The organism is Streptomyces sp. NPDC102360 (assembly GCF_044766085.1).
Lineage (GTDB): Bacteria > Actinomycetota > Actinomycetes > Streptomycetales > Streptomycetaceae > Streptomyces.
The window spans coordinates 1,418,325-1,431,167 of record NZ_JBIWLG010000001.1; the positions used below are offsets into that span (position 1 = coordinate 1,418,325).

The 12,843-nt window shown below is 69.7% G+C and carries 13 protein-coding genes and 2 pseudogenes; 12 read left to right on the plus strand and 3 right to left on the minus strand.

The window, feature by feature from the left end:
- Positions 1-63 precede the first annotated feature (63 nt).
- The 4 genes and pseudogenes from ACIRHA_RS06400 to ACIRHA_RS06415 all read left to right on the plus strand — a co-directional run bounded on the left by ACIRHA_RS06400 (position 64) and on the right by ACIRHA_RS06415 (position 3,342).
- Complete coding sequence (locus tag ACIRHA_RS06400; protein ID WP_403840533.1) at positions 64-1,230, plus strand: mandelate racemase/muconate lactonizing enzyme family protein; 1,167 nt, start codon at positions 64-66, stop codon at positions 1,228-1,230.
- A gap of 170 nt (positions 1,231-1,400) precedes the next feature.
- A complete protein-coding gene (locus ACIRHA_RS06405; protein WP_403840536.1) occupies positions 1,401-2,747 on the plus strand; it encodes a cation:dicarboxylate symporter family transporter in 1,347 nt (448 codons plus the stop codon).
- Between the two features lie 75 nt (positions 2,748-2,822).
- Positions 2,823-3,189 (plus strand): annotated as a pseudogene (locus ACIRHA_RS06410) (NAD-dependent malic enzyme); the annotation flags it as partial.
- A 36-nt stretch (positions 3,190-3,225) separates the two neighbouring features.
- Positions 3,226-3,342 carry a hypothetical protein gene (locus ACIRHA_RS06415; protein WP_403842142.1) on the plus strand — a complete coding sequence of 39 codons (117 nt, stop codon included), beginning with the start codon at positions 3,226-3,228 and terminating at the stop codon, positions 3,340-3,342.
- Between the two features lie 101 nt (positions 3,343-3,443).
- On the opposite strand, the gene ACIRHA_RS06420 is transcribed toward ACIRHA_RS06415, so the two are convergent.
- Positions 3,444-4,265 carry an alpha/beta fold hydrolase gene (locus ACIRHA_RS06420; protein WP_403840538.1) on the minus strand — a complete coding sequence of 274 codons (822 nt, stop codon included), beginning with the start codon at positions 4,263-4,265 and terminating at the stop codon, positions 3,444-3,446.
- A gap of 26 nt (positions 4,266-4,291) precedes the next feature.
- Here ACIRHA_RS06420 and ACIRHA_RS06425 point away from each other — a divergent pair, with 26 nt between their 5' ends.
- Positions 4,292-4,867, plus strand: a complete 576-nt coding sequence (locus ACIRHA_RS06425) for a PadR family transcriptional regulator (protein ID WP_403840541.1) — start codon at positions 4,292-4,294, stop codon at positions 4,865-4,867.
- A 2-nt stretch (positions 4,868-4,869) separates the two neighbouring features.
- Positions 4,870-5,850, plus strand: a complete 981-nt coding sequence (locus tag ACIRHA_RS06430; RefSeq protein WP_403840543.1) for an NADPH:quinone reductase — start codon at positions 4,870-4,872, stop codon at positions 5,848-5,850.
- A gap of 205 nt (positions 5,851-6,055) precedes the next feature.
- On the opposite strand, the pseudogene ACIRHA_RS06435 reads toward ACIRHA_RS06430, so the two are convergent.
- Positions 6,056-6,789: pseudogene (locus ACIRHA_RS06435) on the minus strand (transposase); the annotation flags it as partial.
- Between the two features lie 358 nt (positions 6,790-7,147).
- On the opposite strand from ACIRHA_RS06435, the gene ACIRHA_RS06440 reads away from it, so the two are divergent.
- A complete protein-coding gene (locus tag ACIRHA_RS06440) occupies positions 7,148-8,074 on the plus strand; it encodes a TIGR03619 family F420-dependent LLM class oxidoreductase (protein WP_403840546.1) in 927 nt (308 codons plus the stop codon).
- A gap of 17 nt (positions 8,075-8,091) precedes the next feature.
- On the opposite strand, the gene ACIRHA_RS06445 is transcribed toward ACIRHA_RS06440, so the two are convergent.
- A complete protein-coding gene (locus ACIRHA_RS06445; RefSeq protein ID WP_403840548.1) occupies positions 8,092-8,340 on the minus strand; it encodes a hypothetical protein in 249 nt (82 codons plus the stop codon).
- On the opposite strand from ACIRHA_RS06445, the gene ACIRHA_RS06450 reads away from it, so the two are divergent.
- The 5 genes from ACIRHA_RS06450 to ACIRHA_RS06470 all read left to right on the plus strand — a co-directional run bounded on the left by ACIRHA_RS06450 (position 8,339) and on the right by ACIRHA_RS06470 (position 12,788).
- Complete coding sequence (locus ACIRHA_RS06450) at positions 8,339-8,569, plus strand: hypothetical protein (protein ID WP_403840551.1); 231 nt, start codon at positions 8,339-8,341, stop codon at positions 8,567-8,569. The genes ACIRHA_RS06445 and ACIRHA_RS06450 overlap by 2 nt on opposite strands.
- Before the next feature lie 90 nt (positions 8,570-8,659).
- Positions 8,660-9,193, plus strand: a complete 534-nt coding sequence (locus ACIRHA_RS06455) for a hypothetical protein (RefSeq protein ID WP_403840553.1) — start codon at positions 8,660-8,662, stop codon at positions 9,191-9,193.
- Positions 9,194-9,197: 4 nt separating this feature from the next.
- Positions 9,198-10,307 (plus strand): hypothetical protein, encoded by a 1,110-nt coding sequence (locus tag ACIRHA_RS06460; RefSeq protein ID WP_403840555.1) that lies wholly within the window; start codon positions 9,198-9,200, stop codon positions 10,305-10,307.
- A 154-nt stretch (positions 10,308-10,461) separates the two neighbouring features.
- The gene (locus ACIRHA_RS06465; protein ID WP_403840558.1) at positions 10,462-10,971 is read left to right on the plus strand and encodes a hypothetical protein; all 510 of its coding nucleotides are present in this window, start codon (positions 10,462-10,464) and stop codon (positions 10,969-10,971) included.
- A 59-nt stretch (positions 10,972-11,030) separates the two neighbouring features.
- Entirely contained in the window at positions 11,031-12,788 is a 1,758-nt protein-coding gene (locus ACIRHA_RS06470; RefSeq protein WP_403840560.1) for a family 43 glycosylhydrolase, read from the plus strand.
- Positions 12,789-12,843: the final 55 nt, after the last annotated feature.

Sequence of the window (12,843 nt, forward strand, 5' to 3'; positions counted from 1 at the left end):
CCCTTGGGGAAGGTCCAGCCTAACAGCCCTCACATCTTATAAGTTACGAGAAAGGCCGCTGCCGTGAAGATCACCAACGTGTACGAGGGCGTCGTCCCGATCAGCTCCTCGATCCGCAACGCCTGGATCGACTTCTCCTCCATGGACTGCTCGATCGTCGCGATCGAGAGCGACGTCATCCGCGACGGGAAGCCGGTGGTCGGCTACGGCTTCAACTCCAACGGCCGTTACAGCGCGGGGGAGATCCTGCGCCGCCGGGTCCTGCCGCGCCTGATGGCGGCGGAGCCCGGGGGACTCCTGAACGAGGCCGGCGAGCTGGATCCCGCCCGGGCGTGGGAGCTGATGATGCGCAACGAGAAGCCCGGCGGCCACGGCGAGCGCTCGGTCGCGGTCGGCGTCGTGGACATGGCCCTGTTCGACCTGGCCTCGAAGATCGCGGGTCAGCCGCTGTACCGCTACCTCTCCGAACGGCACGGCGACGGCACCCCCGACGCCTCGGTGTTCGTCTACGCCGCCGGCGGCTACTACGCCCCCGGCAAGACCCTCACCGACCTCCAGGCCGAGATGAAGGCCTTCCTCGACCAGGGCTACGACGTCGTCAAGATGAAGATCGGCGGCGCCGACCTCGCCGAGGACCTGCGCCGCATCGAGGCCGTCATCGAGGTCCTGGACGGCGACGGCTCCCGCCTGGCCGTCGACGTCAACGGCCGCTTCGACCTCGCGACCGCCCTTGAGTACGGGCGGGCCATCGAGCCGTACGGCCTGTTCTGGTACGAGGAGATCGGCGACCCGCTCGACTACCACCTCAACGCCACCGTCGCCGAGCACTACAGCGGTTCGATCGCGACCGGCGAGAACCTCTTCTCGCTCCAGGACGCCCGCAACCTGATCCGCTACGGCGGCATGCGCCCCGACCGGGACACCCTGCAGTTCGACCCGGCGCTGTCCTACGGTCTGACCGAGTACCTGCGTATCCAGGACATGCTCAAGCAGCACGGCTGGTCCTCGCGCCGCTGCATCCCGCACGGCGGCCACCAGTTCTCGCTGCACATCGCGGCCGCCCTCAAGCTCGGCGGCAACGAGTCCTACCCGGGCGAGTTCCAGCCCACCGGCGGCTTCGCCGACGACGCCGTCGTCGAGAAGAGCCGCGTCGGCCTCACCGACATCCCCGGTATCGGCTTCGAGGGCAAGGCCGCCTTCCACAAGGTGCTGCGCGCCCTGCACAGCTGAACCTCACCGCACCGCGACCACGCGCCCGCCGCAGGGCGGGCGCCGGCGCGCCGGCGCAGCTCCATCCACGCGCCACGTACGACACCGGGGACCCCGAGCCGCAGTACGCAGTCCCCGGCACCCCCACGGGACAGGGCTACACACGATCGTCGTGCAAGGGAGCACCAACGATGACATCCACTACCGCCACCGACCGACCGCCCCGGTCGAGGCTGGGCCGCCTGCTGCGTGAACTGTGGTTCCAGGTCGTCCTGGCCGCCGTCCTCGGCATCGCCGTGGGACTGGTCGCGCCCGGGTTCGGCGAGGAACTCAAGCCGCTGAACGACTGGTTCATCGCGCTGGTCAAGATGATCGTGATCCCGGTCGTCTTCTGCGTGGTCACCACCGGCATCGCCTCCATGGACAACCTGCGCAAGGCCGGCCGCATCGGCGTGAAGGCGATCGGCTACTTCCTGGTCCTGTCGCTGGTCTCCATGCTGATCGGCCTGGTGGTCGCCAACATCTTCCATCCCGGAACCGGCCTGGACGTCGACCCCTCCACGCTGCGGGCCGACGACGTGCCGGAGACCGCCACCGAACACGCCACCTTCACCGGCTTCATCTCCTCGCTGATCCCCACCTCGCTGCTCGGTGCGATCACGGGCGACGCGATCCTGTCCGCGCTCATGGTCTCCATCGTCTTCGGCGTGGCCCTGAACATGGCCGGCGAGGACGGCGCCCCGCTGACCCGCGGCATCAAGGCCCTCTCCGACGTGGTCTTCCGCATCGTCGGCTGGGTGATGCGCCTGGCCCCGCTGGGCACCTTCGGCGCGCTGGCCACGGTGGTCGCCACGTACGGCGCCGAGAGCCTCAAGCAACTCGCCTACCTGATCATCCTGTTCACCGCGACCTGCGTGCTCTACGTCCTGGTCGTCCTCGGCGCCATCATGAGGGCCTGCCGCATGAACCTGTTCGCCCTCATGCGCTTCCTCAAGGCCGAACTGCTCGTCGCCCTGAGCACCTGCTCCAGCGAGGCCGTCCTGCCGCAGCTGGTCAAGAAGCTGGAGACGCTGGGCGTGGGCCGCCCGGTGGTCGGCATCGTCATCCCCTCCGGGTTCTCGTTCAACCTGGACGGGTCCGCCGTCTACCTCACGATGGCCTCGATGTTCCTGGCCCAGGCCATGGGCATCGACCTGTCCTGGCAGCAGCAACTCGTCATGGTCGGCGTCATGATGCTCACCAGCAAGGGCACCGCCGGCATCGCCGGCGGCGCCTTTATCGTCCTTGCCAGCACCGTCACCGCGGTCGGTCACATCCCGCTGGCCGCGCTCTCACTGATCGTGGGCGTCGACCGGATCCTCAACGAGGGCCGCGTCTTCATCAACGTCCTCGGCAACGCGGTGGCCACCATCGTGATCGGCAAGTGGGAGAACGACTTCGACGCCGACCGCGCGCACGCCGTCCTGCACCCGGACAAGACCACGCCGCCTGCGCCGCCCGCCTCGCGCGACGAGGCCAAGGTCGGCGCCGACAACTGACCCGATCTCCCATCCCCTCACCGGCAGGGGACTGCCAACAGCCTTGCCCCACACATCAAGACAAGGACTGTCCCGATGAGCGCGCCCAGCGTCTCCTACTCGATCACCATCCGGCTCGAAGTCCCCGCTGGCGGCAGCGCCGTCTCGCAACTGACAGCCACCATGGAGGCCCTGGGCGGCTCGGTCACCGCGCTCGACGTCATCTCCTCCGACGCCGACCGCCTCGGACTCGACATCACCGTCGCGGCAACCTCCACCACCCACGCGGACGAGATCGTCGAAGACCTCCGAGGACGCCCGGCGCCTGACCATCAAGCGCAACACCGTCGCGGTCGTCACCGACGGCTCCGCGGTGCTCGGCCTCGGCGACATCGGTCCGATGGCCGCCATACCGGTCATGGAGGGCAAGGCGGCCCTCTTCAAGCGCTTCGCCGACATCGACCCGGTCGACCTCGGTCTGTGGCTGGAACACAACGGCATCCGCCACCAGGACGGCAACACCCGCGACACGATCTTCAGCCCCGCTTGGATTGTCCATCACCTCAGCCATTTCCGAGACGCCAGGGTTGGCCGGGCCCGAGGTCGGCGGGGGTGAGCACGCGCAGGAGTTTGGCGAGGCGGGGCACGTTGGTGAAGCGGCCGGTGTGGTTACGTGCCCGCGACCGCGCCGGAGCGCGAGCGGCACCCCTGCCCGCGCTACCGGGCAGAACCCGGCTCGCCGTGGCCGTCGGCGAAGGCGGTGATGACCTCGGCGAGGGCGTGGGGGCCGGTGAGGAAGGCGTCGTGGGCTTCGCCGGGGATCTGGACGAGGCGGGCGTCGGGCAGGGCCTGGTGCAGGCGGCGGGAGACGTCGGTCAGCCAGCGGGGGCTGAGTTCGCCGATCACGAGGAGCGTCGGGGTGTCGAGGGCGGCGAAGCGGGCGAGGTCATCGCCGAAGCTGTCCATCGCGCGCATCTCGCGGGCCCATGTCGGGGTCATGGAGGCGCGGATGGCCCAAAACGGGGTCTGGCGGAACTCCTCGATGGCCTCGTCGGGGAGCTTCAGGAAGTTCCGCAGCCCGAGGGTGAGGGCCTGGTCGAGGTCGCCGGCCTGAACGGCCTGTTCGAAGGGGGCGAGGGCGTCGCCGCCGACGGGGCCGCCCAGCGGGATCGGGGGCTCGTAGAGGACGAACGCCGCCGGGGGCCGGCCCAGGGCGTGGGCGAGGGTGACCAGTCCGCCGTAGGAGTGGCCCAGCAGGATCGCTTCGGGGCCGGCGAGGTCGAGGACGGCGGCGATGTCGTCGGCCTCCCGCTGGATGGTGTGCTCGTCGTGGTCGCCACTGGCGCCCCGGTCGCGCCGGTCGATCGCGTACGTGGCGAAGCGCGGGGCCAGCAGGTCGGCGAGCACCTGCCAGTCCTGGGCGGCGTTGAGGGCACCCGGGGAGACGACCAGGGGGCGGCCCTGGCCGGTGATCGTGACGGCGATCCTCGTTCCGTCGGCGGAGACGACGTGGGCCTGGCGGGGAGTTGCGGCAGTCATGATCTTCTTCCTCAGGTCCTGGGGTCATGCTGGAACTCGCGATACTCGGCTTCCTCGCCGAAGGCCCCCTGCCCGGTCACGAGCTGCGACGCCGCATCACGGACCTGACCGGCTACAGCCGTCCGGTCAGCGACGGCACCCTCTACCCGGCGCTCAACCGGCTGACCAAGGCCGGGCTGATCGAACGGCGCCCGGCACCCGAGGCGGGCGGCGGCCGGTACGTGCTGAACCTGACCGCGGCAGGACGCGAGGACATGCTGCGACGGCTGCGGGAACCGGCCGAGCACGAGATCACCGACTTCTCCCGCTGGTTCGTGATCCTGGCGTTCCTCTCGCTGCTGCCCGACCCCGCCGAGCAGCACGCCGTGCTGCGCCGCCGCCTGGACTTCCTTCAGGTTCCCGCCGGCTTCTTCTACGACGGCGACACACCGTTGCGCGCCGAGCAGGTCGCCGACCCTTACCGGCGCGGCATGATGCTCACCGCCCGCGCCACCAGCCGCGCCGAACGCGCCTGGCTCCACGAGGTCCTGGCCGGCGACGCCATCCCAGGGGCGGACGAGCAGCCCCGCCCCCAGACCCACACTCGTGATGGGAAGGACTGAACATGCTTGCGTCCTGGTACGACCAGCAGGGCCCTGCCGCCGAGGTGCTCCAATACGGAGAGGCACCCGACCCCACCCCCGGCCCCGGTGAGGTACGTGTCCGCGTCACCGTCTCCGGCGCCAACCCCGGCGACACCAAGAAGCGGCGCGGCTGGACCGGCTCGGCCATGCCCTATCAGCGGGTGATCCCGCACAGCGACGCCGCCGGCATCATCGACACCGTCGGCGACGGCATCGACGCGCGCCGCGTCGGGCAGCGCGTGTGGGTGTACGGCGCCCAGTCCTACCGTCCCTTCGGCACCGCCGCCCAGTACACCGTCGTCCCCGACGACCTCGCCGTCCCGCTGCCCGACCACCTGTCCGACGACCTCGGGGCGAGCCTGGGCATCCCCGGCATCACCGCGCACCGCACCGTCTTCGCCGACGGCCCCGTCGACGGCCAACTCGTGCTCGTCAACGGCGTTCTGGGCGGGGTCGGCTCCCTGGCCGCCCAGCTCGCCCGCTGGGGCGGGGCCACGGTCATCGGCACCGTGCGACGCGGCACCGACCTGGACCGGATCGATCCCGCGGTCGTCGCCCACGCCGTCGCCCTCGACTCGGGCGATCCGGCCGCCGCGATCCGCGCCCACGCACCCGGCGGCGTGGACCGGATCATCGAGGTCGCCCTGTCCGACAACGCCGACCTGGACGACGCCGTCGCCGCGAACGGCGCCACCATCGCCGCGTACGCCACCCGCGAGGGCCGCACCGAGATCCCGTTCTGGACCCTGCTGTTCAACAACGTCACCCTGCGCCTGCTCGGCAGCGACGACTTCCCCGACCAGGCCAGACGCCAGGCCGCCCGGGATCTCACCGCCGCGGCCGCCGTCGGCGCCCTCACCGTCGATGTCGGCGACCGCTTCCCGCTCGCCGACATCGCCAAGGCCCACGACCGTATCGACGCCGGTGGCCGGGGCCGCGTCCTGATCGACGTCGCCCAGTAGAGAAACCCGACGGCACCTCCCCGCTCCTCCCCACGGTCGTTGCCCCGTCATCGGCCCGGGGCTCCACGCTGCCGTTACGGCAACAACCAGGTCGTTTACCCAGGCCAGGGTGGCGAGAGCACCCCTTTCCCCGCCGGGGAGGGTGGAGCGCATGTGCACTGCGGTCCTCTCGCCTCCGTCGGCCCACTAAGAGGTGCTGACAAAGGCGTCGGACGTGACGGTAGGTGATCGGGCAGGTGGCGAGGCTGAGGAACGCTTCGTGGATGTCGTCGCGTCGTTCCCGGCGGATGCGTAGGCGGCGGAAGCCGTGCAGCCAGGCGATGGTGCGCTCGACCACGTAGCGGAAGGTTCCCAAGCCGGTGCCGTGCGGCTGTCCGCGTTCGGCGATCACGGGACGGATGCCACGTTGTCGCACCAGGCGGCGGTACTTGTCGTGGTCGTCACCGCGGTCGGCGAACAGCAAGGTGGGCTTCTCGCGGGGGCGCCCGACCACACCCGCCACGGCCGGCACCGGGCGCGATCGACCGGGCTCGGCCCGCTTTATGGGCCCCTGCGGGCCGCCCGCACATACGAAGCGTCGATCACCGCCCGCGACCAGTCCTGCTCGCCCGCCGGACGCAGCCGGGTCAGCAGCACCAGGTGCAGCTTCTCCCACACGCCGGCCTCGTTCCACGCGGCCAGGCGACGCCAGCACGCCATCCACGAGCCGAAACCCAACTCCTGCGGCAGGTACTCCCATTGAATGCCGGTATGCAGCACGAACAGGATCCCGCACAACGCCTGCCGGTCCGGCACCCGCGGCCTACCCTCGGCCTTCTTCGGACCCGGCACCGGCAGCAACGGCTCGATCAGCGACCACAGCTCATCCGACACGATCCATGGCCGCGACTGACGGTTTCCCGTAACCAGACCTACGAGTAGACCGGCCGACACACTCATGATCAGCAGCTTTGTTACGACCTCTTAGGCTGCTCGTTGAGGACGATCGCGCGGGCGTCCAGGTTTGTACCTAACGGCGGTTGCTGGAGACGTACCGCGGTTGAGGACAAACGGCGTGGACCGCATCACGTAGACCACATCACCGGGCAACGAAGCTCCTGGTTCAGGTGCTGGGAGACGCTCTTGCGTAATCCCAGGTCAACTCGGGCTTACCGCAGCCGACTACACGGCCTCCCGCTCCCCGGCCCCGCTTCGTGTCTCGCCGCGTCTCCTGGTTAGCCTGGCATCTCCGACCAGCAATTACGGCGTGGGCTCGCCAATCGGTGCTGCCGTGCGCCCGTCGAGAGGAGACCCGTCGGTGAAGTTCGGGATCAATGTGCTCAATTACGGGCCGGGCACCACCCCCGCGTCCATGGAGGACTGGGTTCTCCGCGCCGAGGGGCTGGGGTTCCACCTGGCGATGATCTCGGACCACGTGACGCTTCCTCAGGAGGCTCTGCCGGTCTTCCCGCCACCGTTCTACGACCCGTTCACCACCCTCGCCTACCTCGCCGGCCGCACCACGACCATCGAGCTGGGCACCACGGTCATCGTCCTCCCGTACCGACACCCGCTGCAGACGGCCCGGGTCGCGGCCAACATCGACCAGATGTGCAACGGGCGGTTCGTGTTCGGCGTGGGCGTCGGCTGGTCGGAGCAGGAATTCCAGGCGCTGGGTATCGACTTCGCGGCCCGCGGCAGGATCACCGACGAGTACCTGACGTCCATCAAGGACCACTGGACCAAGCCGCTGATCTCTTTCCACGGCGAGCACCTGGACTACACCGACATCACCACCGGCCCCGCCCCGGCCCGTGACCCGCACCCGCCCGTGTGGGTCGGCGGCCTCAGCGGCCCCGCGATGCGGCGGGCGGCGCGCTTCGGCGACGCCTGGCACCCGTTCGGTCTCGGCCCGGCCGAAATCCGGGAGCGGCTGCCCAAGCTCAAGGCCGCCGCCGAGGAGGCCGGGCGTCCCACGCCCGCCCTCGCGCCCCGCATCCCGTTGCACATCACCGAGCAGCCGGTTCCCGAGGAGGGGCGGCTCACCGGGCACGGCACGGTCGCTCAGATCCGGCGCGACCTCGAGGAACTGGCCGAGCTCGAGCCCGACTGGATCGTCCTCGACACCTTCCTCACCTTCTACCTCGGTGCCGTCTCGGCGGAGGAGGTACCTCGCCACGACCCGGCCCAGCTGGAGATCGCCGCGGCGGAGCTGCTCGACCTGAAGGGCGAGACCCTGCGCTGACGTCACGTCAAGTCGTGTTACGTCAGGCCCGGACCGGCAGCGGCGACCTCACAACGCTCGGACAGAGGTCCGCTCAGGGGCTCGCCGAAGAACTGCTCGAGCGAGGTGAAGTCCTCCACCCACTCGTCGCCACCCGCCACCTTCAGGCCGGCGTCAGCGGAGGTCGCCGAGGAGCGCGGGGCGGCACTCGGCGGCGATGCCTTTGCCGGGGCGAAGGCATCGGCGGAGGGGCACGCCTCGGTGGCTGGTGTCGGCGTCGGTGGCATGGCTGAGAGCTGGGCCGGCGCCGGCGTCTCGGCACATGTCGACGCGGGGATGGAGGACGGCAAGCTGGTGATCGGCGGGGACGTGGGTGCCGGGCTCGGCTTGGGCGGCAAGCTGGGCGGGCAGGTCGAGGTGGACCCGGGCAAGGTCGTGGACGCTGTGGGTGACGGAGTGGATGCGGTCAAGGACTGGGGTGGGGGCGTGACCGATACGGTCGACTCGTGGTTCTAGCGCACCGGCATCAGATCGGCGCACCCCGCCACTCGCCGCGACGAGGGCCCTCGCTTCACGTACCTGTATATCCATAGGAGTTGATCCACCATGCCGGGAACGCTTCCGGTACCGCTGACCTGTGAGGTCCCCGAGGGTTGGCAGGCGGCGCCGCCCGATGAGGTCGGTGCGCCGCAAGCCGCCTTTGTGGCGCTGCATGTCGCGTCGCGTGGCTCGGGGTTCACGCCGAACATCACCGTGACCGGGACGGTTCGTGAAGACGGCGCAAGTCTGCACCGCGTCGCTGACGAGTCGGTGCAGCGGCTACAGGAGACGGTCGGTCCGGTCACCCTCGTCAAGCGCACCGATGTGGGGACTCACTTCAAGCCGAGCCTGTTCGAGGCACCGGGTGTCGTGCAGAACCTCCGGATCGATGCCAACGTCAACGGTCGGTCAGAGAATCTCGCCCAGAGCCAGCTGATTCTGCTCCTTGAGGACCCGAAGCAGCCGCGCCGGCTGGCGGAGATCGAGATTGCGCTCACTGCGCGTTTCGATCAGCTGCCGAGTGTGCTTGATGACTTCCAGGACTTTCTGCGTACCGTCGGCCCTGCCGGGCGGAGCGGCGCTGCGCACGGGGAGGGATGACGCAGTGTCCGAAGGCGTGCAGGAGTTCATGGTCACGGCGGTCCTCGTCGTGCTGCTCGGTGTCGTCTCCTCGCTCTGGCGGCGCCGGAAGCGGCGCGGGGAGCTGGGCAAGTATGGCCAGTTCACGAAGCGGCTCGGCTGGCAGCTCAACGAGCGCCCCCGGAACGGGGACGTCGCCAGGCTGATGCGTGACGAGCCGTTCCCGCCCGGCGGGACCCCGGAACGACTTGCCTCCGACTACTGCTACGGCACCTACCGCGGCCGCCCTGCCTGCTCCTTCGAGGCCTCCGTGCCGCGTTTGTCGTTCCCTGGAGCGGGCGACGATGACAATGGGAAACCGATCGTCGTCGCCGCGTGGGCCACACAACTTCCCTACTCTGTCGGCGACTTCTCCGTACGCCGGACAAGCCGTGTCTCGCGTGCCTTCGGTGGCCCTGACGACCTACGCATCGGACACCCCGAGTTCGACGAGCAGTTCACGGTCCGCGGACTACAGGAAGGCGCCGCTGTCGCCGCCTTGCAGGGTCCGCTCGCCGCATTCCTGCTCGCCGACCCGCGCAGCAAGGACTTCGGGCTGCGGTTCATCGGCGACGAGGTGATGGCGTGGGAGAAGGGCGAGCAGTCTCCCGACAAGATCGAAGCCGCGCTGCAGTTCCTGTGCGAGATCGCGGACCGTCTTCCCGTACCCGCCGTGGTCCCGCCTCAGGCAGGCGGTACCGCGGGCGACGCGCTGATCTGGCATGCACGCGCGGAACTGGCCGCCGCCAGAGCCCCCTACCGGATCGAGGTCACCCAGTCGCGTCTGGACGTCGTACCCGATCTGGCAGACCCGCGCTGGCAGCAGGTGCTGGGCGACGGCGGGCAGGACAGGGTCTACCTGTGGAAAGTCACCTGCAACCCGCAAACGAAGAGCACCGTCAGCAGCTTGCGGCACCACCGAGTGATCGTGACGGACAGTGGACATGCGGCCCAGGGCCCCACCCTGAGCCTGGGCGGCGAGTTCGCACAAGGCGGCTTCCGCAGCAGCACGCCCCACACGGACCCGATGTCGGACCCGAACTTCGGGTCCGCCCTCATCGGCCGGGCCGCCGCGAAGGCGGGGTGGCGGTCGTAGAGCGAGGGCGGCCGGTGAGGACGGTCGGCCGCCGCGGTCCCGGTCGTCCCAGGTCTTCCGCACGCGCGTAGACCCTGGCACGATCTGTGCCGATCCACCTGCGTCACAGCTGTCACACCCCGTTCAGGCACTGGCAGGAAGGGCCGCGATTCCCATGCGTATCCGCTCCGCGCTCACCGCGCTCGCCCTCACCACGGGCGCTCTCGTCGCCCCCGGGTTCGGCGTGCTGGCGACCTCGACCGACGCGTTCGCCGCCACGAAGATCTCGCATGCGACGGCGACGTCGATGTTCAGGTCGGTCGGGATCACCTGGTCGTCGTCCGGCGGCTGTTCCGACCGGAACGTGTCCACGTGCACGTCGTTCGACCAGCTCAATCTCGCCACCGCCCAAGGTGCCCAGACGCTGAAGTCGGCCAGCGGGTGCGCGCTCAACATCACGGGTGGCACCGAGACCGGCCACGCGAGCGGCACGTACTCGCACTGGAACGGCTACAAGCTGGACTTCGGCAAGAACACCTGCGTCACGAGCTACGTCAAGAACCACTTCACCTACATCGGTCTGCGCGGCGACGGCGCCCCGCAGTACAAGGCCGCGTCCGGCAACGTGTACGCGGACGAGGGAAACCACTGGGACGTGACGTTCTACAACTGCGGGGGCTGCTGACCACGGGACCGCGAGCCCCAACTTCGTTTGTTCGCCGCACCGTTGAAGAAGGTGGAGTCATGAGCCGCGAGTCGGCAAGCTCTTCGTTCCCGCCCGCCAGACGTGCCGTCCTCGGTGGGACGCTCGCTCTCGCCGCCGCGGCCCTGACGCCCGGCGCTGCCCTCGCCTCGGAGTGGGGGCGGCCCGGCCGCGGCGCACACACGCCCACCGCCACCGATGCCACGTACGCCAACGACGCGACGACGTCCGGCGGCGACCCCTACGTACTCTTCGACGAGCCCAGCGGCTACTACTACGCGTACTGCACGGGCGGTTCGGACGACGGCTACTACTTCGGCGTGCACCGCTCGCCCGACCTGTCGACGTGGGCGCGGCTACCCGGCGGCGCGTTGCGCGCCGACGACCCGAAGCAGTGGGGCAAGGACTGGTTCTGGGCGCCGGAGGTCTGCCGCAACGCCGACACCGGCCTCTACTACCTGTTCTACGCGGCCCGCATGGGCAGCGCGCTGGGCGAACAGTACTTCGGCTACGCGGACTTCGAGGAGCCTTGCTCGATCGGGGTCGCCGTCTCCCGCACGCCCGAGGGCCCGTTCCGCAACATCGACGACCGGCCGCTGGACTATCACCCGTACAAACCGGACTACCACGACGTCAACCTGATCATGGGCGCCGACCAGCTCACCCCGCCGGCCACCGAGGAGGAGGGGCGCACCGCGCCGCTGGGCTCCTACATCCCGATGATCGACCCGAACCTGCTCTTCGACGAAGGGCGGATCTACCTCTACTTCTCCAGCAACGCCTACCGCAACTGGGTGTGGGACACCCGGCTCGGCAAGTACGTCGAGGAGTCCAATATCGCTGCCGTCGAGCTGACGACGGACTGGTGGCGGGACCCCGAGGGCGCCACCATGCCCACCATCCACCCCCGTTACGTCGACGCCAACGCGGGGGCCGGAGCCGAGGCGCGGCGCCGGGACGGGTTCGTACCCGTCCTCACCTACGCGGCCGAACCCCAGTCATGGGAGGACGCACACGTCAACGACCATGCGACGTCCGGCGGTTCGAAGAAGGACCGCCGCTGGGAAGAGGGCTCCACGGCCTGGCGGCACACCTACGTCCACGCCGGCGAGCGGCGCACCGTGTACTACCTGACCTACTCGGCCAACAACTTCGAGAACCAGTACTACGGGGTGGGCTACGCCGTCGCGGAGCATCCGCTGGGCCCGTGGCGCAAATACGCGAACAATCCTGTGCTCTCGCAGGATCCCGGCGTCGGGATGTACTCCACCGGCCACGGCAGCCTGACCTCGTCACCGGACGGCCGCGAGCTGTACTACGTGCATCACGGCCGGACCTCGCCCACGTCGCCGGACCGCGTCGTCTACACCGAGCGGCTGCGCATCGACGATCACCACATGGACGCCGCGGGGCACCCGCTGCTCACCATCGATCAGTCCACCGGCGACGAACCCGTACCCGCCGGAACCGCGCCGTTCACGGTCACCGCCCGGCCGGCCGCGGTGAGCGTGGGTGGGGCGGCCGAGGTCGCCTGCACGGTGCGCAGTGCCGCGGGCGCCGCGTTCGACCTGTCGGCACCGGAGAACCGGGTGCGGGCCGAACTGCGCCCGGCCGGCCTGGCGTCGGTACGCGTCGAGGACGGCACGGTGACGCTCCGCGGGCTCCGCAGGGGCGCGGCACGGCTGACGCTCGTGTACCAGCGACGCCGGGCGGACGGCTCGTACCGCGACGTGCACCAGGCGCGTCCCGGAGCGCGACCGGAGACGGTGATGGTGACCGTGCCCGTCGTGGTGCGGTGAGATCGGGCCCCTTCTGAGGGTGAGTACTCCAATCTGAGGGTGAGTACTCCAACGA